This is a genomic window from Micromonospora trifolii, from assembly GCF_050516465.1.
Classification (GTDB): domain Bacteria; phylum Actinomycetota; class Actinomycetes; order Mycobacteriales; family Micromonosporaceae; genus Micromonospora; species Micromonospora trifolii.
The window spans coordinates 6,984,162-7,003,093 of the sequence record NZ_CP191526.1 but is presented as its reverse complement, the minus strand read 5'-3'; the positions used below and the strand labels follow the sequence as shown (position 1 = coordinate 7,003,093).

Sequence of the window (18,932 nt, the reverse complement as noted above, 5' to 3'; positions counted from 1 at the left end):
CCCACGCGTCGTCTCAGTCCACTCCGGCCAGCTGTTTAGCCTGGCCGAAGACGTCGTCCAACATCTCTGGTGTCAACCGCCCGGTGAAGGTGTTCTGCTGACTGACGTGGTAGCAGCCCAGCAAGTCCGGAGCGTTCGTGCCGGACCAGTGTGCCCCATGACCGAACGCCGGTCGCGGGCTGGGCGGGCGCTGCCCGTACACCGCTCGGAGCACTGGCCACCACGCGGCCCAGGCGAACGCGCCCAGCGCGACCACGACCCGCAGCGTGGGCCGGATCAGGGTGACCTCGCGGTGCACCCAGGGTGCGCAGGTGTCCCGTTCCAGTGGCGTCGGCTTGTTGTCCGGAGGCGCACACCGGACGGCCGAGAAGATCCGCAGGTCGCGCACTGTGAGCCCGTCGTCGGCGGCCACGCTGGTCGGCTGGTTGGCCAACCCGGCCCGGTGCAGCGCGGCGAACAGCACGTCACCCGACCGGTCACCGGTGAAGATCCGGCCGGTGCGGTTGCCACCGTGAGCGGCGGGTGCCAGCCCGAGGATGGCGATCCGGGCGTCACCGCTGCCGAGGCCCGGCACCGGCCGCCCCCAGTACTCCTGGTCACGGAAGGCCGCCCGGCGGGTGCGGGCGACCTCCTCCCGCCATTGGACCAGCCGTGGGCAGGCGAAACAGTCGCTCACCGCCGCGTCGAGGTCGGCCAGGTCGGTCGCCCGCGCTGCGCGGGCGACCACCTGTGCGGGGGTACGCGTCTCAGCCAAGCTTGGCCCGGAAGAGTTCCAGGGTGCGGGCCCAGGCGCTGGCGGCGGCGCGCTGGTCGAATGCCTCCGGCCGGTCGTCGTTGAAGAAGGCGTGCGAGGTGCCCGGGTAGTCGTAGAGGTGGCAGTCGCCGCCGGCCTCCTCGATGGCCCGACGGGCGGTCTGTACGCCCTCGTTGGCCGAGGTGCCGTCCTCTTCGGAGCAGTGGATGACCGCTGCCTTGCCGGCGTAGTCGGCCCAGTCGGGGCGCATCGACTCCCAGGGCAGCACGGGATAGAAACCGGCGGTCGCGACGATCCGCTCGGAGATGGTGGCCGACCAGAGGGCCAGGCTGCCACCGGCGCAGAAGCCCACGGCACCGACCTTACCGGTGACCTCGGGCCGCCCGGCGAGATAGTCGGCCGCTCCGGCGATGTCCTTCGCCGCCTCGTCCATCCGCATCGCCAGCAGGAGCCGCTGCGCCTCGTCCGGCTCGCTGGTCGTCTCACCGTGGTAGAAGTCCGGGGCGAGGGCGACGAAACCAGCCTCGGCGAACCGGTCCGCCACCGACCGGATGTGCGGGACCAGGCCCCACCATTCCTGAATGACGATGACGGCGGGGCTGGCCGTGCCGCTGGCGGGTATCGCGAGATACCCCTCGCTCGTGCCCCCGTTGCTGCGGTAGCTCACCATTTCGCCCATGGGCCGTCCTCCTAGCGGTCAGTCATCGTTGGCTGGTCGCCCAGTGGTCCTACGTGCCGGTAGCCTGCCACGCCACACGGCCGTCGGGAAGACGCCGGAACAGTGGCATTCACCTCCTGTTCGCCCCCCGGTGACTCCGGGTACGCCGACGGCGGCGGGGTCTACTCCCGCCGCCGTCGATACCGAGCTGTCGCTGCGGTCAGACCTTCTTGGTCAGGCAGAGCACGTAGCCCGTCTTGCCCGGCTCGATGCTGGAGAAGACGTAGCCCTCCTCGCTCTCCTTGAAGAACTGGGTGCAGGTGGTGTCGGCCTTGGCCTGAGCCTCGCTCTGGCCGTCCAACCGACCGACCACGTTGTACGCCGCGTCGGTGGAGGTGCACTCGACGACCTTTGCGCCGTCGACCTCCTCCTGCTCGGTGCCGGTGACCTCGGGCAGCTCGGCGATGCAGTCGCCGGTCTTGGCGGCTGCGGTCTCGTCCTTGTTGAAGTAGTTGCCGATCGCCGAGACGACACCGAACTTCAGGCCGGCGATGACGACGACGACGAGGATCGCCCCGACGATGCCGAGGGCCTTCTTCGCACCCGACTTCTCCGCCTTCGGCTCGGCCGGCTGGGGCTCGGCCGGCTGCTGCCCGGCAGGCTGCGGCGTCTCGGCGGCCGGCTGCGGCTGCGGCTGCGCGGCAGGCTGTGGCTCGGCCGCTTGCGGCGTCTCGACGGCCGGCTCAGGGGTTGCGGCGTCGGGCGCGGGGGGCGGTGCGACCTGCTCTGGCACTGGGGTTCCTTCCGAGGGGTTGATGAGCAGACGACACCGTAACGATCATTGATTTACGGTGCCGTCCCGCTCGCCTCGTCCGTTCAGCTATTTCCCAGCTTCAACTGCATGATCCAGTTCACACACTGTGGTTCAGCGCGTCGGGGTAGGGGTTGGCGTTTCGCTCGGCGGCAGGCCGGTGGCCGTACCGGTCGGCAGCGGCGTCCCGGTCTCGCCGGGCGTGCCGCTCGGGCCCGGCGTGCTGGTCGGCGACACGGCCGGGAGGGGCGCGCCCGGTGCGCGGGGCACGAAGGGCGCCTGCTCCGGGCAGTACGGGTACGCCCGCAGCATCGGCTTGCCATAGGCGTCTTCCGAGCAGCTCGGGTAGCCAAGCCGGATCGGATTCCCGTCCTGGTCGAAGAGCCGGGCGTTCTCCACCAGGCGGCCCTCGCTGTCGTAGACGAAGACGTCCCGGACCCGGTCGTACGGGCTGTCGACCGAGGTCTGGTCGTAGCCGTAGTCGCCGTAGCGCATCCGGTCCTCGGCCTGCATCAGAGCGGCGAACGCGAAGACCACCAGCACCACGCTGCCGACCTGCACGGCCGAACGCGGCCAGCGGGTCAACCGCCCGGAGCGGCGGCCGATCCAGATGGAGGCGAGCACGAAGCCGACCAGCATGATCATGCCGGCGAGCAACTCACCACCGAACCTCGGCAGCAACCCGAAGCTGCCGCCGGTGCTGATCACCGTGACCAGCATCGCCGCCAGGTAGCCCCGGAGCACCCACCAGCCGGGGCGCAGCAGCTGGAGGAAGTCGCTGGCCGTCGCGTACCCCAGGGGTGGGCCGAGACGGGTGTCCATGGTGCGCAGCCGGCCGCGGACCCGGGCCATCGCGCTCGCCACCCGCTGGTCGAGGTTGCGCCCGCTGCCCGGCGCGGCGCCGGCCGCGGCGCGCAGCTCGGCGGCGTACGTCTCGGGCTCGCCCAACCGCTCGACCAGGGTGCCCTCGGACTCGGCGGCGACCTCGGTGAGGTGGTCGGCGAGATCCTCGGTCAGCTCGTCGCGTTGCCCGGGCGGCAGGTCGGCCAGAGCGGCCCGGACCCGCGCCACATAGTCGGTGATCTCCTGCTCCGCGACGGTCATGCCGCCATCCCCCGATCGTCGAGCAGACTGTCCATGGTGGTGGCGAACGAACGCCAGAGCTTGCCGGAGCGGGTCAGCTGGTCACGCCCCGCGGCGTTGAGTGAGTAGTACTTGCGGTGCGGCCCGGATTCGCTCGGCACAACGTAGGTGGTGAGCAGGCCGGCGGCGAAGAGGCGGCGCAGGGTCCCGTAGACCGAGGCGTCACCGACCTCCTCCAAGCCGGCCTCGCGCAGCCGGCGCAGGATGTCGTAACCGTAACCGTCCTCCTCTCGGAGCACGGCCAGGACGGCCAGATCGAGCACGCCCTTCAGCAACTGTGTGGTGTCCACGCATTGCACACTACTGCGTATTGCGAAGTAGCGTCAACGAATCCGCCGCGACACGCCGAGCCAGGCTCAGCGTCCGGGTCGGTGATCGACTCGGTTTTCAGGAAGTCGGGGCATCCACGCTGCCCGGACACCGCGACTTCAATGAAGGCGAGTTGATCAAGCCCGCTAGCGCGCGGTGGCTGGCTGGAGGCTCCAGGCGATGCCGTCGAGGATGTCGTGCTCCGAGGCGACCACCGACGGCATCCCGGCCCGCTCCATGATCACGCGAAGCACCAGCGCGCCCGCGCCGATCACGTCGGCCCGGCCCGGGTGCATCACCGGGTTCGCCAACCGCTGCGCACGGGTCTGACCCAGCAGCTCCGCGGTCACCCGGGCGACCTCGTCGTAGGACACCCGGGCGTGGTGGATGCGCTCCGGGTCGTACTCCCGCAGGCCCTGCGCCAGGGCGACCACTGTGGTGACCGACCCGGCGAGGCCGACAAGAGTGGCCGCCTCGCGACCGGGCACCACGGCGAGCGCCCGGTCCACCGCCGCCGCGATGTCGGCCTGCGCCGCCGCGACCTGCTCGGGCGTCGGCGGGTCGCCGGGCAGGTGCCGCTCGGTCATCCGGACGCAGCCGATGTCCACCGAGATCGCCGACCGCACCCCGGCGGCCCGGTCTCCGACCACGAACTCGGTGGAACCACCACCGATGTCGACGACCAGGAACGGCTCTTTCGCATCGGCGGGCAGCCCGCGCACCGCGCCGGTGAACGACAGCCGGGCCTCCTCGTCGCCGCTGACCACCTCGGGCGCGACACCGAGGGTGGCCTGCACCATCTCGGTGAAGTCGGCGGCGTTGGCGGCATCGCGGGAGGCCGAGGTGGCACACATCCGCACCCGCTGCGCACCCAGCTTCTCGATGTCGGCGGCGTACGACGCCAACGCCACCCGGGTGCGCTCGATCGCCTCCGGCGCCAGTCGGCCGGTGCGGTCCACGCCCTGCCCCAACCGGACGATCTCCATCCGCCGGGTCAGGTCGACCAGCGGCGCCTGCGGCCCGGCCGAGGCGTCGGGCAGGTCGGCGACCAGCAGTCGGATCGAGTTGGTCCCGCAGTCGATGGCCGCCACACGCGTCGTCACGGCAGCAACCTTACGGCAGGACGGGCGGCCACCCGGTGGCTTGGTTGGCAGTGGGCCACCACTCGCCCGGGTCGCCCGACGGGCCCCGCAACAACCCCGCCCCGAGCGTGGTCAGGTGATGTCGGACCGCGCCGCCCTCCCGCTCGCTGGTCACCAGACCGGCGGTCCGCAGCGCGCGGGCGTGCTCCGAGGCCGAGGAGAGACTGATCCCGACCGCCCGGGACAACACTGTGGTGGTCAACCCGCCGTCGGCCGCCAGTCGGCGCAGCACCAGCGCCCGGGTGACGCCGAGCAGCCGACCGAGGGCATCGTCGTCAGCGCGAGCCCTCCGCGCGGGCATCACCACCGGGTAGACGAGCAGGATCGGGTAACCCTGCTCAACCAGCACCCGGGGCCGTGGCCCGGCCAACGGGGAGGGCAGCAGGATGAGCCCGTGGCCGGTGCCGGGGAGATCGCCGTCCCACCACGTCCGTACCTCCAGCACCGGCTCCCGCCACCGGATCCCCGGGTGCAGACCGGCGAAGAGGCTGGCCAGGCCATGCTGCGCCAGCCGCTGGCTGGCAGCCGTCACCTGCTGACGGTACGCGGACACCAGCTCGACCCAGTGCGGTTCGAGCACCGCGTCGAACCAGGTCCGCACGGCCCCGCCGAACAGGTCCAGCACCTCCGGGTCGGCCGCCGCGAACCGCCGCCGCAGCGGGCTGACCGGCGTGTCCGCGTACGCCGAGGTGACCTCGGCGCGGACCCGCCGCGCCGGGGTGGCCCGAATCGCCTCCAGACCGGCCTGCACCGACTCCAGGCCGTCGAAGGGCGTGACGAAGTCCGGCAGGCGCCCCCGGTCGGGCAGCAGGTGCCGCAGGACCGCGGTGGCCGCCTGGGCGGCAGCCGTGCCCTCGGCCGCTGCCGCCCGCTCGGCCAGTGTCGGCGCCATCGCCGCGACCGTGGGATCGCGCAGCCACTGACCGGCCAGCAGTGCGGTCCCGACCGGATGGAGCCGATCGGCGAACCGCACCCGGCACAGGTCGGCCGACCCGAGCTGGAGGCGAAGCATGGCAACAGCCTGCCTGCCTTCGCCCAGGACCGAAAGGGTTGATCCACACCCGAATGATCTCCAGTGTGGACATCGGGGTCGACGGGGGGTGACCGGCGTGCGGCGAACGGTGGCAGTGTTGACGGGGCTCTGCCTCATCGTCGTGGCCGCAGCTTGTGGTGAGCGGGGGCAGCCCTCGTCGGCCCCGCCAGCCACACCGTCCGCGTCGATCGAACGACCAGCGGCCGGCGACCACCAGCTCACCCTGAAGCACAACGGGCTCGACCGCACCTACCTGCTGCACGCGCCGCCCGGGTACGACCCGGCCAGACCCTCCGCGCTGGTCATCGCGCTGCACTTCTATCCCGGCACCGGATCCTCGATGTGGGAGTTGGCGGGCCTGGACGCCAAGGCCGACAAGGACAACGTGCTGGTCGCCTACCCCGATGGGCAGGGCGGCGGTTTCAACGCGCTGATCTGCTGCGGCAGCGCGGACGACGTCGGCTTCCTCAACGCCCTCACTGACCATCTGGTGCAGACCTGGCACGCCGACCCGAACCGGGTGTTCCTCACCGGCATCTCGAACGGCGGCGACATGAGCTTCCGGGCGGCGGTGGAGAGCACTGGCAAGTTCGCCGCGATCGGGGTGGTCAGCGGTGGTTACAGCGGAAAGTTGACCACGGCCGACAGCTACGTGCCGAAGAGCCCGGTCTCCGTGATCACCTTCATCGGCGGCCAGGACCGGTACGTCTCGACCTTCCAGACCGGAATGCGGACCTGGCAGCAGCGGCTCGGCTGCCGACCGAGCCCGAAGGCGTCCGGGGTGCCGGGTGTGACGCACACGGTGGCGGGCTGCGCGGACGGCAGCGAGGTCAGCGTCTACACGCTCGAAAACATGGGCCACAGTTGGCCGGGCGCGAAAGCGGGCCAACTCGCCGCATCCTCCGCCGGGCTGTCCGCCACCGACCTGATGTGGGAGTTCTTCGCCGCGCACCCCCGCAAGGGCTGAGCCGCCCACCCCCGCAAGGCCTGATCACAGGTGCAGCAGCATCCGGCTGTTGCCCAGCGTGTTCGGCTTGACCCGCTCCAGATCCAGGAACTGGGCGACACCCTCGTCGTACGAGAGCAGCAACTGCTCGTAGACCGGCTGCGGCACCGGAGCGCCGTCGATCTCGCGAAAGCCGAACGAGCCGAAGAACCGTGTCTCGAAGGTGAGGACGAAGATCCGTGCCACACCCAGCTCCCGGGCCGCGTCGATCAGCTCGCCGACCAGCCGGTGGCCGATCCGTCGGCCCTGGCAGGACGGATCCACCGCCACCGTGCGGATCTCGGCCAGGTCCTCCCACATGACGTGCAGCGCACCGCAGCCCACCACGGCGTCATCCTCGGCCCGGACCGCCACCCGGAACTCCTGCACGTCCTCGAAGAGGGTGACGGTGGCCTTGCTCAGCAGCCGCCGGTCGTCGGTGTAGGTGTCGACCAGCCGCCGGATGCCCCGTACGTCTCCGGTGCGGGCTCGCCGCACCAGGATCTGGCTCTCGGGTGCCGAGGACCCGTTCGGCGCGTTCATTCGCCCGCCGGTACGTCCACGCACGGCCCCGCCGACCACCAGGGCTCGACCAGCTCCAGCGTCTCGTCGCCGAACGGGTTCACACCGGGGCCGGCGCCCAGCGCGTGACCCAGGTGCACGTGCAGGCACTTCACCCGGCCCGGCATTCCACCGGCCGAGATGCCGGCGATCTCCGGCACCTCGCCGATCGCCTCCCGGCGGGTGAGGTAGTCCTCGTGCGCGGCACGGTAGTGGGCGGCCAGCTCCGGGTCCGTCGTCAGCCGGTCCGCCATCTCCTTCATCAGCCCCGCCGACTCCAGGCGGCTGCACGCCGCGGTGGCCCGGGGGCAGGTCAGGTAGTAGAGCGTCGGGAACGGGGTGCCGTCGGCGAGGCGGGGGGTCGTCTCCACCACGTCGGGAAGGCCACAGGGGCACCGGTGGGCCACCGCCCGGGTGCCACGGGGCGTCCGGCCGAGCTGCGCGGCCACCGCGGCCAGGTCGGCCTCGGTGGCCGGCTCGCGCTGCGGCAGGGGAACGGAATCCGCCGCCGGCTCCGACGGTGGTACGACAGTCACGGTGCCCATCTCTCCTGGTGTGCTGGTCGGTGGATCACTGGCCCGGCTGCTGGCTGTCCGCAGCCCGCACGCTCGACCAGAGCGTGTCGTACCAGGTCACCGGCCCGGCCGGCGGGGCCGAACCGGCCGACTTCCCGGCGTCCCGAGCGGCGCCCTCCGGGTCGTGCAGCACCACCATCATCTTCTCGCCGGGCCGGCCCATGAAGAACCGCTCCCGAGCCTGCGTCTTGATGTACTCGGGGTCTTTCCAGTTGGCGGCCTCGGCGGCGAGCTTGGCGATCTCCCGCTCCTGCACCGCCTGGGCCGCCTCCATCCGCTCGATGTCGGCCTGCTGGTCCAGGTAGACCCGGACCGGATAGGTGTAGGCCAGAGCGAGCGCGATCAGGACCGCGAACAGCACGGTGGCCCGACCGGTGAAGCGACGGGGGTTGGGTGCGGCGAGCCGCTTCACGGCACCAGCGGCGGCGGTACGCCGAGCGGCGGCAGGACGATTCGCGGAGCGCACGCCTTCGGCGCCCCGGGCAGCACCCGGCGCGCGGCCGGCGGCGCGCGGCTCGGCGCGTACGCCGGCCTCCCGGACCGATCCCCGCGTGGCGCGCCCGCCGCCCGGCCGGCCGGACTGACCCGGCCGGCGGGCGGGACGCTGACCACCCGGTGTGCGGCGCTGCTGCATCGTCACACCCCTCCCCCGAGGCTTCGTGCGTCTCAGGCCGAACGGTAGCGCGGGAACGCGCCAGCGCCGGCGTAGCGCGCCGCGTCGGCCAGCTCCTCCTCGATCCGGAGCAACTGGTTGTACTTGGCGACACGGTCCGAACGGGCCGGTGCGCCGGTCTTGATCTGACCGCAGCCGGTGGCCACCGCCAGGTCGGCGATGGTGGTGTCCTCGGTCTCGCCGGAGCGGTGGCTCATCATGCACTTGAAGCCGGCCCGGTGGGCCAGGTCCACCGCGTCCAGGGTCTCGGTCAGCGAGCCGATCTGGTTGACCTTGACGAGAACCGCGTTCGCCGCCTTCTCCGCGATGCCGCGGGCGATGCGCTGCGGGTTGGTCACGAACAGGTCGTCACCGACGATCTGCACCCGGTCGCCGATCGAGGCGGTCAGCGTCTGCCAACCGCTCCAGTCGTCCTCGGCCAGCGGGTCCTCGATCGACACGATCGGGTACTCGTCGGCCAGCTTCGTGTAATAAGTGCTCATCTCCTCGGCGGACTTCGCGGCACCCTCGAACGTGTAGGTGCCGTTGTCGAAGAACTCCGTGGCGGCCACATCGAGCGCGAACACGATGTCGCTGCCGAGCCGGTAACCGGCCTTCTCGACCGCCTCGGCGATCAGGTCCAGGGCCGCCGCGTTCGTCGGCAGGTTCGGCGCGAAGCCACCCTCGTCGCCGAGCCCGGTGGAGAGGCCCTTCTTCTTCAGCACCGACTTCAGCGCGTGGTAGACCTCCGCGCCCGAGCGCAGCGCCTCACGGAAGGTGGGCGCGCCGATCGGCGCGATCATGAACTCCTGGATGTCGACGTTCGAGTCGGCGTGCGCGCCACCGTTGAGGATGTTCATCATCGGCACGGGCAGGAGGTGCGCGTTCGGGCCGCCCAGGTAGCGGAAGAGGCTCAGCTCGGCGCTGCCGGCAGCGGCCTTCGCCACCGCCAGGGAGACCCCGAGGATGGCGTTCGCGCCCAGCTCCGACTTGCTCTCGGTGCCGTCGATGTCGAGCATCTTCTGGTCGATCAGCCGCTGCTCGCTGGCCTCGTACCCGATGATCTGGTCGACGATCTTGTCTTCGACGTTGGAGACCGCCTTCTCCACGCCCTTGCCCTGGTAGCGGTCGGCGTCACCGTCGCGCAGCTCGATCGCCTCGAAGGCGCCGGTGGAGGCGCCGGACGGCACGGCGGCGCGGGCTACCGTGCCGTCGTCCAGACCGACCTCGACCTCGACCGTCGGGTTACCCCGCGAGTCGAGAATCTCCCTGGCGACGATTCCCTCGATGGTTGCCACTAAGTCGCTCCTCGTTGTTGTGATCCGGTCCGTGGGTGGGCCGCGACGGTGCGGCTGAGGCAGGTGTTGAACGCAGCGTATCGGGCGACGCGAACGGGCACGGCGTCGCCCGCGCACCCGGGTCACCCCGCGTTGACGGACATTCCCGGATTTCCGGGCGTCAACCGGCAACGGGTTTGCGCTGCGCGGACCAGATCCACCAGGCTGGTCGCCATGCCCGCCGCCTCGACCACCCTCCGCATGCTCGCCGTGTCGGTCATCGCGTCGCTCACGGTCACCGGCTGTCAGACATTCGAGGACGCCGGAGTCGCCATGGGCCGCTCGGAACTCGTCAACGACCTCGCCGCCCGGCTCGATCGGGCACTGGAGTTGACCTACTCGGCCGACTACCAGTTGCCCGGCGGCCAACGCGCCGCGATCGTGCAGGCGCAGGACCCGGCGCGATCCACGTACACCTATCCGGGCGGGCAACTCACCGTCACCCCGGAGGCCATCACCCGGTGCACGACGACCGGCGCCCGCCCGCAGTGCACGCTGATCACCCCGCCCACCCCGGGCAGCAAGCCCACCGTGACGCTGTTCGGCGAGGCCAACCAGCAGGGCCTCGTCACGCCGCCGGTGGTGGTCGGGCTGCTCACCGCCGCCGCGCTCGACCCACAGGCGGTCATCAAGCAGAGTGACACCACCGTCGCGGGGCACCACGCCGCCTGCGTCGCGGTGCAGAGCTCGTCGTCCGGCGACTTCACCGCCTGCGTGACCACCGAGGGCGTGCTCGGCAGCTTCACCGGGCCGGTCGACGGCAAGCCGATGGAGCTGGCACTGAGCAACTACTCCGCGACCGTCGACGAGGGCGCGTTCGAACCGCCCACCGGCGCCGACGTCGTCGACCGTCGCCCCGGCGGCTCGTGACCGACCCGCCGGCCGCGCCGCCCGGCGGGTTCACGCCCGGAGCCGATCGGAGCCGGCCTCCCGGCCCCGGCGACCTGGCCCTGCCGGTGACCGGCGCGAAGCTGCTGACCGGCGTCGACGGCCAACCCCTCCGGGTCGCCGACCTGCCCGCCGACACCGAGTGGGTGCCGCTGGGCACGCTCGACGGGGTGCCCGCCTGGGGCGCCGACCTGACCACCGCCGACGACCTTCCCGGCCAGGCGCGCGGCTGGGCGTCACTCGCCGCCGAGGTGCCGGAGCCGCACGCCACGCTCGCCGGCCGGGCGTTGGCGGTGCTGACCTGGCGGCGTACCCACCGGTGGTGCGGCGCCTGCCGAGCGGAGCTGACAGAGCGACCCGGCGAGACCGCCCGACAATGCCCCGACTGCGGCCTGTACGTGCCGATGCAGCTCTCCGCCGCCGTGCTGGTGGCGATCACCCGGCCCGGCCCGCCCGGGCACGCTGACGAGCTGCTGCTGGTCCGGCACGCCACCGGTCCGACCGGGCTGTGGGCGCTGGTGGCCGGCTTCGTCGAGGCCGGCGAGACACTTGAGGCGGCAGTGCACCGGGAGGTCGGCGAGGAGGTCGGGCTGCCCGTCGACCGGCTGGCCTACTTCGGCAGCCAACCGTGGGCGATTTCCGGCCCGGGCGTGCTGCTCGCCGGCTTCACCGCCCGTGCCGCCGACCCGCAGGCCGAACCGGTGGTCGACGGGCGGGAGCTGACCAGGGCTCAGTGGTTCGGCCTCGATGCGCTGCCGGCGCAACTGCCGCCCGCGTACTCCATCTCGCGCTGGCTCATCGACGCGACGGTGACCGCCGGGCGGCGCTGAACCCGCGCGGCCCGGCATTTCTCCTCAGAGACCGAGCAGGGTGCGCAGGTGGCGCGGGGGCGGGCAGTCGTGGGCGAGCATCGCGTCGTGCCAGTCGCGGACCGACACCCCGTCCGGGCGAGCGGCGGCGATCTCGGCCACCTCGCTGTACCCGACGAAGTAGGTGGAGAGCTGGGTGGAGGTCAGTTGCGCGCGCCGCCACTTGCCGGCCGCCTCGCCCTCCTCCTGGAAGCCGCGCCCGGTCATCAACGCCATCGCCTCGGCCTCGGGCAGGTCCTCGGCGTGCACCAACTGGTCGAGCAGCGCGTTGATGGTCATCCGTAGTTGCATCTTGAGCTGCTGCAACCGCACCGGCAGGCCGCCGAAGCCGAGCCCCGTCATCACCTCCTCCGCGTAGACCGCCCAGCCCTCGATGAACGGGCCGGACTCGGCCAGCGCGCGGACCCGCGTGCCACCGACGTAGCGGCGGGCGTGGGCGAGCTGGAGGAAGTGCCCCGGCATCGCCTCGTGCACCGTCAGGTTGCGGATCATGTGATCGTTGTATTCCCGGTAGAACGACTCGACCCGCTGCGCCGACCAGTCCGACGGGGTGGGCGCGATGCAGTAGAAGGTCGGCAGGGCGGCGGTCTCCAGCGGGCCGGGCGCGTCGCAGTACGCCACAGCGACCCCCCTGGCGAACTCCGGCATCTCCTGGATCACGCACCGGTCGTCGACCAGGGTGACCAGGTCGTGTGCGCGGACGAAATCGGTCGCCTCGTCCAGGGTCACCCCGGCCAGCTCGACGATCGTCGCGTCGTTCGGGTGCTCGGCGGCGAGCAGGTCCAGCGCCCGACGTACCGTCGCGTCGTCGGCCGGGCCACCGACCAGCTCGACGGCCGCCTCGCGGATCTCCGCGGTGACCCGGTCCAGGTTGGCCCAGGCGCGACGCTGGATCTCGGCGGCGCCCAACTCGGTGTCGAGGGTGTGCCAGAGCCGGGCCTCCCAGCGGCGCCGGCCCAGTCGCGGGTCACGGCCGGGGCCGGCATCGGCGGCCAGGCCGGTGCGCAGCCAGGCGACGAACTCCTCCAGCGCGGCGATCGCGGCGGTGGCCGCCGGCTCGACCCGGTCGAGGTGGCCCGGCGCCTGGGCGAGCAACGGTGGCAGCTCGTCGCGGATCAGCGCGGCCGTGCCGGCGAACTGCCCGACCGCCGTCTCCGCGTGGATGCGCGGCATGTCCCGCAGCGTCGCGCGGGCGGTGGCGAGGGCGTCCGGTACGGCGGCGAGCCGGCCGGCGAGTTGGGTCAGCCGCACTTCTGCGGGGGCGTACGGGCGGGCCAGCAGCGGATGCAGCAGCGGGCCGGGGTTGTGCCGCAGTGGATCCCACTCGTGCGACCGGATCTCGGTCAGCTCGAACAGCTCCCGATCCACGAATGAGGTGAGCAGCGCGTGGTCGACCTGCTCGTCGACGTCGAGCGAGTCCGGGTCCAGTTCGGACAGTGCGTTGGCCGCGTCGGAGAGCATCGCCCGATCGGCGCTCAACCCGTCGGCGGACAGGTCCGGCAGTCGGTCGTCGAACCGGTGGTCCCCGGCGGCGGTGGCAGCCCCCGGCCGCGACTCCAGTAAAGCCTCGACAACCCGCTCAGCCAGCACCCCAAACGCTTCCACCCGCCCACCCTACCGACCGCCGTGCGCTCCACCGCCGGTTCCGCCCACTCCGTCGATCATGAGGTTGTTGCCATCCACCTCGGCGCGTCGGGGCAATAACCTCTTGATCAACGCGGGCTGACGGGCGGGGGTTCGGCCTGGCGGATGGCTTCGGCGTGGGCCAGGGTGGTGCGGCGGAGGGCCGCTTCGGGGTCTATGCCCGCCTCGCGGGCTGCCGCGACCCTTGCCAGAAGGTCGGCGCCCAGCCTTGCCACGGCATCCGCCTGGGTGTCCGCCGGTGGGAGCGGGACCTCGATGCCCCTGCGGGCGGCCCGGTCCAGGATCTGCGTTGCCAGGGCCAGCGCGGGCTGGCTCAGGGCCACACCGTCCAACGCCGAGTGCCGCGCCTTCTCGGCGCGCTTGATCCGCTCCCAGTTCTCGGTGATCTCCTCCAGGGTGCCCGCCTCGGCACCCGCGAAGACGTGCGGATTACGCCGGATCATCTTGTCGACCAGGCCACCGGCCACGTCGTCGATGGTCCACCGCTCGTCCTCGGGCAACTCCTCGGCGAGCCGCGCGTGCAGCACCACCTGCAACAACACGTCGCCCAACTCCTCGCGCAGCGCGTCGGTGTCGTCGGCGCTGATGGCGTCGTACGCCTCGTAGCTCTCCTCCAGCAGGTAACCGGCGAGGCTGCGGTGCGTCTGCGCCCGCTTCCACGGATCGCCACCCGGAGAGGCCAGTCGATCCAGCACGGCCACCGCGTCGAGCAGCCGGGCACCCGGCGGATCCCACGAGCCGTACATCAACTCCATCTCGGCCAACCCCGGCTGCCGAGCCAGCCGCAGACCCAACTCCCGGGCCAGCGCCTCGTCACCCGTCGGACCGGCCAGCCACACCGCAGTGCCGTGCGTCGCCACCGCGTCCAGCAACGGCTGCGTCGCCGGGCCGTCCACCACCGTGACCTCGGCGCCCGCCTGGCGGATGGCCGTGGTCAACTCGCTGTCCGCGCCGGTGAACACCGGGTGCTGGCGTACGACGTCCCAGGCCGCAGAGGTCATCAGGCCGGCGGGCAACCGGGGTGAGGTGACCAGGAGGACGATCCGTGCGGTCATGCTCAGCTGGCCGTGCCCTCGGCCTCCGGCGTCGCGGTCGGCCCCTCCGGGGTGGAAATGTCGGTGACCGCGTCGGAGCCCGGCTCACCCAACGGCACGCTCACCGCAGGTGCGTCATCGGTGAAGCTGAGCAGCGGGAACTCAAGCGGACGGTACCGAGGGCTGACTGTGACGTCGTAACGACCGACCGCCTCGGCCAGGATCCTCTTGGTCGCCAGCGCGCCGCGCAGCTGCTCGCCGTCGAGCTGCTGGACAGCGGCTTCGTCGGTCACCTCGGCCGGGATCTTGCCGGCCGCACGCCCGGCGGCGATCACGTCGGCGAGCTCCTCCTTGGTCGGCTCGACCGGCTCGGCCGGCAACCCGGACAGGCAGGTGAAGAACTTCGCCACCTCCCGCACGTGCTCGGTCTCCGGGTCGAGGCTGAGCTGCTGGGCGGCCTGCTCGGCCGTCACCTGGCCGCGCGGCTGGTAGTTCTTCTCGGCGGAGAGCTTCTCGCACACCTTGGTCAGCACCATGGCCCGAACCACGTCTGCCACCTTGGGCAGGGTCGGTTGCGGCGCCGCGGGCTGCCCGCTGGCGGCGGAGGACTCCGGCGCCGGGTTCTTCGTCCGCAGGTCCTTCATCGCGGCGGTGACCTGAACGTCGGTGATGCGCTGGTCACCGACGTAAGCGGCGATACCAGGCTCAGCACGGCAACCGGAGAGGGCGACGAGGCCGAGCGCCACAGTGGCGACGGCGGCAAGACGGCGAGCACGCATAGCCGTCACTCTCTCACGCCGTCACCCGGGGTTGTGACGCCCCCCACCTTCGCCGATCCCCCGACCAGGGGCGGCGTCGACGCGCGACCGCCCCTGGTCCAGAGCACACCGCAGGCTCAGGCGCTCGCGCCCGCCGCGACGGCAAGTGGGGCGGGGGCACCGAGCACATCGGAGAGCAGTTGCGCGCACCACTGGAGCAGCGCCTGGTCACGCAGCGGCTCGCCACCGATCCGACGGGTGGTCGGTCGGGGCACGCTGACCTGGTCGGTGGCCTGCTTGTAGACGGCATCCGGGTGGTAGCGCTTGAGCCGCAACTGCTTCGAATCCGGTAGGGGCAGCGGGCCGAACCGTACGTGCTTGCCCTGCATGGACACGTCGGACAGGCCGTAGCGGCGGGCCAGCAGACGGAACCGGGCCACCTCCACCAGGTTCTGCACCGGGGCCGGCGGCTCGCCGTACCGGTCGGTCATCTCGGCGATCACCTCGCCCAGCCGCTCCTCGTCGCGCGCCTCGGCCAGCTTGCGGTACATCTCCAGGCGCAGCCGCTCCACGCTCACGTAGTCGTGTGGCAGGTGCGCGTCGACCGGCAGGTCGATCTTGACGTCGGTTTCCTCCTCCGGCCGCTCACCCTTGAACGCGGAGACCGCCTCGCCGACCATCCGCACGTACAGGTCGAAGCCGACGCCCTCGATGTGCCCGGACTGCTCGCCGCCGAGCAGGTTGCCGGCGCCCCGGATCTCCAGGTCCTTCATCGCCACGTACATGCCGGCGCCCAACTCGGTGTGCTGGGCGATGGTCGCCAACCGCTCGTGGGCGTGCTCGGTGAGCGGCTTCTCCGGCGGGTAGAGGAAGTAGGCGTACGCCCGCTCCCGGCCCCGGCCGACCCGGCCCCGGATCTGGTGCAGCTGGGCCAGGCCGAGCAGGTCGGCCCGCTCCACGATCAGCGTGTTGGCGTTCGGGATGTCGATGCCCGACTCGACGATCGTGGTGCAGACCAGGACGTCGAACTCCTTCTCCCAGAAGCCGACCATCACCTTCTCCAGGGCGTCCTCGCCCATCTGGCCGTGCGCCACCGCTACCCGCGCCTCGGGCACCAGCTCCCGCAGCCGCCGTGCCGCCCGGTCGATCGACTCGACCCGGTTGTGCAGGTAGAAGACCTGCCCGTCGCGGAGCAGCTCACGGTGGATGGACGCGGCCACCTGCCGGTCGTCCTGCGCGCCGACGAAGGTGAGCACCGGGTGCCGCTCCTCCGGCGGGGTGGCGATGGTGGACATCTCCCGGATGCCGGTGATCGCCATCTCCAGGGTGCGCGGGATCGGCGTGGCCGACATGCTGAGCACGTCGACCGACGCGCGCAACGTCTTCAGGTGCTCCTTGTGCTCGACACCGAAGCGCTGCTCCTCGTCGACGATCACCAGACCCAGCTGCTTGAAGCGGGTCGCCGTCTGCAACAGCCGGTGCGTACCGATGACGATGTCGACGGTGCCGTCGGCGACCATCTCCAGCGTCCGCTCGGTCTCCTTCGGCGTCTGGAACCGCGACAGCTGCCGGATCTGGACCGGGAACTGGCTCATCCGCTCGGCGAACGTGTTGTAGTGCTGCTGCACCAGCAGGGTGGTCGGCACCAGCACCGCCACCTGCTTACCGTCCTGCACCGCCTTGAACGCCGCCCGGACCGCGATCTCGGTCTTGCCGTAGCCGACATCACCGCAGATCAGCCGGTCCATCGGGACGGTCTGCTCCATGTCCCGCTTGACCTCGTCGATAGCGGCGAGCTGGTCCGGCGTCTCCTGCCAGGGGAAGGCGTCCTCCAGCTCCCGCTGCCACGGCGTGTCCGGGCCGAACGAGTGCCCCTTGGACGCCTTGCGGGCGGCATAGAGCTGGATGAGCTGCGCGGCGATCTCCCGGACCGCCTTGCGGGCCCGGGCCTTGGACTTCTGCCAGTCCGAGCCGCCCATCTTGTGCAGGGTCGGCTGCTCGCCGCCCACGTAGCGGGAGAGCTGGTCGAGCTGGTCGGTCGGGACGAACAACCGGTCGCCGGGCTGGCCCCGCTTGCTGGCCGCGTACTCGATGACGAGGTATTCCCGGCTGGCGCCGTTGACGGTGCGCTGCACCAGCTCGACGTAGCGGCCGATGCCGTGCTGCTCGTGCACCACGTGGTCGCCGGTCTTCAACTCCAGCGGGTCGATGGTGTTGCGCCGACGGCTCGGCATCTTGCGCATGTCCCGCGTCGAGGTGCCCCGACCGCCGGTCACGTCATTGCCGGTGAGCAGCACGAAGCGGGACGCCTCGTCGACGAACCCGCTGCTCAGCGCGCCACAGGTGACCACCAGCTCGCCGGGGACAGGCGCGGTCGGCACCTCCTCGGTCAACCGGGCACCCAGGCCGGCGTCGCGCAGCACCTCCACCGCCCGCTGGGCGGGGCCGTGCCCCTCGAAGACCAGCGCGATCGACCAACCCTCGCCGGCCCAGCGCTTGAGGTCCTCGACCACCCGCGAGGTCTCGCCGTGATAGAGCGGCGCCGGTTGGGCGGACAGGGTGACCGCGATGGCGTCGTCCGGGGTGACGGCGGCTTGCTCCGGCGCGTCCTCCCAGGGCTGCCGCGTCTCGGTCGCCGTCTCCCCCTCGACAAGGCCGAACGGGGACAGCGTCCACCACGGCTGGCCGAGCTTGCCCGCGGCGGCGCGTACCTCACCGAGGGTGCGGAAGGCGGCGGCGCCGACGTCCACCGGGGCCTGGCCGCCGACTGCGGCGGCGGCCCAGCTGGCCTGCAGGAACTCCTCCGAGGTACGCACCAGGTCGTGCGCCCGGGTGCGGATCCGCTCCGGGTCGCAGAGCAGGACGTGGGTGCCGGCCGGCATGGCGTCCAGCAGCAGCTCCAGCGAGTCGGGGCCGACCAGCACCGGAGCGAGGGACTCCATCCCCTCCACCGGGATCCCCTCGGCCAGCTTGTCGAGGATCTCGGCCAGCTCGGGGTGCTGCTCGGCGAGCGCGGCGGCCCGGTCGCGGACCGCCGGGGTGAGCAGCAGCTCCCGACAGGGCGGCGCCCAGAGCAGCGGTACCTGCTCGATGGTGCGCTGGTCGGCGACGGCGAAGGTGCGGATCTCCTCCACCTCGTCGCCCCAGAACTCGACTCGGGACGGGTGCTCGTCGGTGGGCGGGAAGACGTCCAGGATGCCGCCGCGTACCGCGAACTCGCCGCGCTTGGTGACCAGGTCGACCCGGGCGTACGCCATGTCGATCAGCCGGCGGGCGACCTCTTCCAGGTCCGCCTCCTCGCCGGCGGCGAGCTGCACCGGCTCCAGATCACCGAGCCCCTTGAGCTGCGGCTGGAGCAGCGAACGGACCGGGGCCACCACCACTCGCAGTGGCCCGGTGCCGCCGTGCGCGTCGGTCGCGTCCGGATGGGCCAGCCGGCGCAGCACGGCCAGCCGCCGGCCGACAGTGTCGGAGCGGGGGGACAGCCGCTCGTGGGGCAGCGTCTCCCAGGAGGGGAAGACCACGACCTGCTCGGCCGGCAGCAACCCGCCCAGCGCGGCGGCCAGGTCGTCGGCCTCCCGGGTGGTGGCGGTCACCGCCAGCACCGGTCGCCCGGCACCGTCGTTGTCCGCGGCGACCGCCGCGACGGCGAAGGGGCGCAGCGCCGCCGGAGCGGTGATGTCGAGGCCGTCGACCTGGGCGGCACCGGAGCGCGCCAGGTCACGCGCCCGGGTCAGCCCGGGGTCGGCCAGGGCGGCGGTGAACAGACCGGTGAGCAA

18 protein-coding genes are annotated in these 18,932 nt (G+C 71.9%); 3 read left to right on the top strand and 15 right to left on the bottom strand.

The genetic code is table 11. From position 1 onward, the window contains the following. Positions 1-13: 13 nt before the first annotated feature. The 7 genes from ACQRWP_RS32695 to ACQRWP_RS32665 all read right to left on the bottom strand — a co-directional run bounded on the left by ACQRWP_RS32695 (position 14) and on the right by ACQRWP_RS32665 (position 5,829). Complete coding sequence (locus ACQRWP_RS32695; protein WP_430499995.1) at positions 14-727, bottom strand: uracil-DNA glycosylase; 714 nt, start codon at positions 725-727, stop codon at positions 14-16. Between the two features lie 19 nt (positions 728-746). Then, positions 747-1,433: a dienelactone hydrolase family protein gene (locus tag ACQRWP_RS32690; RefSeq protein WP_112621668.1), complete on the bottom strand. Its 687-nt coding sequence runs from the start codon at positions 1,431-1,433 to the stop codon at positions 747-749. A 199-nt stretch (positions 1,434-1,632) separates the two neighbouring features. After that, positions 1,633-2,205 carry an LppU/SCO3897 family protein gene (locus ACQRWP_RS32685; RefSeq protein ID WP_430499994.1) on the bottom strand — a complete coding sequence of 191 codons (573 nt, stop codon included), beginning with the start codon at positions 2,203-2,205 and terminating at the stop codon, positions 1,633-1,635. A 132-nt stretch (positions 2,206-2,337) separates the two neighbouring features. Then, a complete protein-coding gene (locus ACQRWP_RS32680) occupies positions 2,338-3,327 on the bottom strand; it encodes an HAAS signaling domain-containing protein (RefSeq protein WP_430499993.1) in 990 nt (329 codons plus the stop codon). After that, positions 3,324-3,656, bottom strand: coding sequence for a PadR family transcriptional regulator (locus ACQRWP_RS32675; RefSeq protein WP_074316865.1), 333 nt, complete (start codon positions 3,654-3,656; stop codon positions 3,324-3,326). Before ACQRWP_RS32675 ends, ACQRWP_RS32680 begins: the two co-directional genes overlap by 4 nt. Positions 3,657-3,821: 165 nt before the next feature. Then, positions 3,822-4,766, bottom strand: coding sequence for an exopolyphosphatase (locus tag ACQRWP_RS32670; RefSeq protein ID WP_430503363.1), 945 nt, complete (start codon positions 4,764-4,766; stop codon positions 3,822-3,824). 22 nt (positions 4,767-4,788) lie between these two features. Further along, complete coding sequence (locus tag ACQRWP_RS32665; RefSeq protein ID WP_430499992.1) at positions 4,789-5,829, bottom strand: ArsR/SmtB family transcription factor; 1,041 nt, start codon at positions 5,827-5,829, stop codon at positions 4,789-4,791. 97 nt (positions 5,830-5,926) lie between these two features. On the opposite strand from ACQRWP_RS32665, the gene ACQRWP_RS32660 reads away from it, so the two are divergent. After that, positions 5,927-6,817, top strand: a complete 891-nt coding sequence (locus tag ACQRWP_RS32660; RefSeq protein ID WP_430499991.1) for an alpha/beta hydrolase family esterase — start codon at positions 5,927-5,929, stop codon at positions 6,815-6,817. Positions 6,818-6,841: 24 nt separating this feature from the next. Here ACQRWP_RS32660 and ACQRWP_RS32655 read toward each other — a convergent pair whose 3' ends face one another. The 4 genes from ACQRWP_RS32655 to eno are packed head-to-tail and all read right to left on the bottom strand — an operon-like array spanning position 6,842 to position 9,921. Then, a complete protein-coding gene (locus tag ACQRWP_RS32655; protein ID WP_430499990.1) occupies positions 6,842-7,378 on the bottom strand; it encodes an amino-acid N-acetyltransferase in 537 nt (178 codons plus the stop codon). Beyond that, a complete protein-coding gene (locus ACQRWP_RS32650; RefSeq protein ID WP_238660960.1) occupies positions 7,375-7,932 on the bottom strand; it encodes a DUF501 domain-containing protein in 558 nt (185 codons plus the stop codon). Before ACQRWP_RS32650 ends, ACQRWP_RS32655 begins: the two co-directional genes overlap by 4 nt. A 34-nt stretch (positions 7,933-7,966) precedes the next feature. Then, entirely contained in the window at positions 7,967-8,605 is a 639-nt protein-coding gene (locus ACQRWP_RS32645) for an FtsB family cell division protein (protein ID WP_238679743.1), read from the bottom strand. 32 nt (positions 8,606-8,637) lie between these two features. Continuing rightward, complete coding sequence (gene eno / locus ACQRWP_RS32640) at positions 8,638-9,921, bottom strand: phosphopyruvate hydratase (protein WP_430499989.1); 1,284 nt, start codon at positions 9,919-9,921, stop codon at positions 8,638-8,640. 213 nt (positions 9,922-10,134) lie between these two features. Here eno and ACQRWP_RS32635 point away from each other — a divergent pair, with 213 nt between their 5' ends. Beyond that, positions 10,135-10,830, top strand: coding sequence for a hypothetical protein (locus ACQRWP_RS32635; protein ID WP_430499988.1), 696 nt, complete (start codon positions 10,135-10,137; stop codon positions 10,828-10,830). Then, the gene (nudC, locus tag ACQRWP_RS32630) at positions 10,827-11,678 is read left to right on the top strand and encodes an NAD(+) diphosphatase (RefSeq protein WP_430499987.1); all 852 of its coding nucleotides are present in this window, start codon (positions 10,827-10,829) and stop codon (positions 11,676-11,678) included. Before ACQRWP_RS32635 ends, nudC begins: the two co-directional genes overlap by 4 nt. 24 nt (positions 11,679-11,702) lie before the next feature. On the opposite strand, the gene ACQRWP_RS32625 is transcribed toward nudC, so the two are convergent. The 4 genes from ACQRWP_RS32625 to mfd form a co-directional block, all read right to left on the bottom strand. Continuing rightward, positions 11,703-13,322 carry a DUF885 domain-containing protein gene (locus ACQRWP_RS32625; RefSeq protein WP_430499986.1) on the bottom strand — a complete coding sequence of 540 codons (1,620 nt, stop codon included), beginning with the start codon at positions 13,320-13,322 and terminating at the stop codon, positions 11,703-11,705. Between the two features lie 107 nt (positions 13,323-13,429). Beyond that, positions 13,430-14,416 (bottom strand): nucleoside triphosphate pyrophosphohydrolase, encoded by a 987-nt coding sequence (locus ACQRWP_RS32620; RefSeq protein WP_430499985.1) that lies wholly within the window; start codon positions 14,414-14,416, stop codon positions 13,430-13,432. Positions 14,417-14,418: 2 nt separating this feature from the next. Then, positions 14,419-15,174, bottom strand: coding sequence for a hypothetical protein (locus ACQRWP_RS32615; protein ID WP_430499984.1), 756 nt, complete (start codon positions 15,172-15,174; stop codon positions 14,419-14,421). Positions 15,175-15,290: 116 nt separating this feature from the next. Continuing rightward, positions 15,291-18,932, bottom strand: coding sequence for a transcription-repair coupling factor (gene mfd, locus ACQRWP_RS32610; RefSeq protein WP_430499983.1), 3,642 nt, complete (start codon positions 18,930-18,932; stop codon positions 15,291-15,293).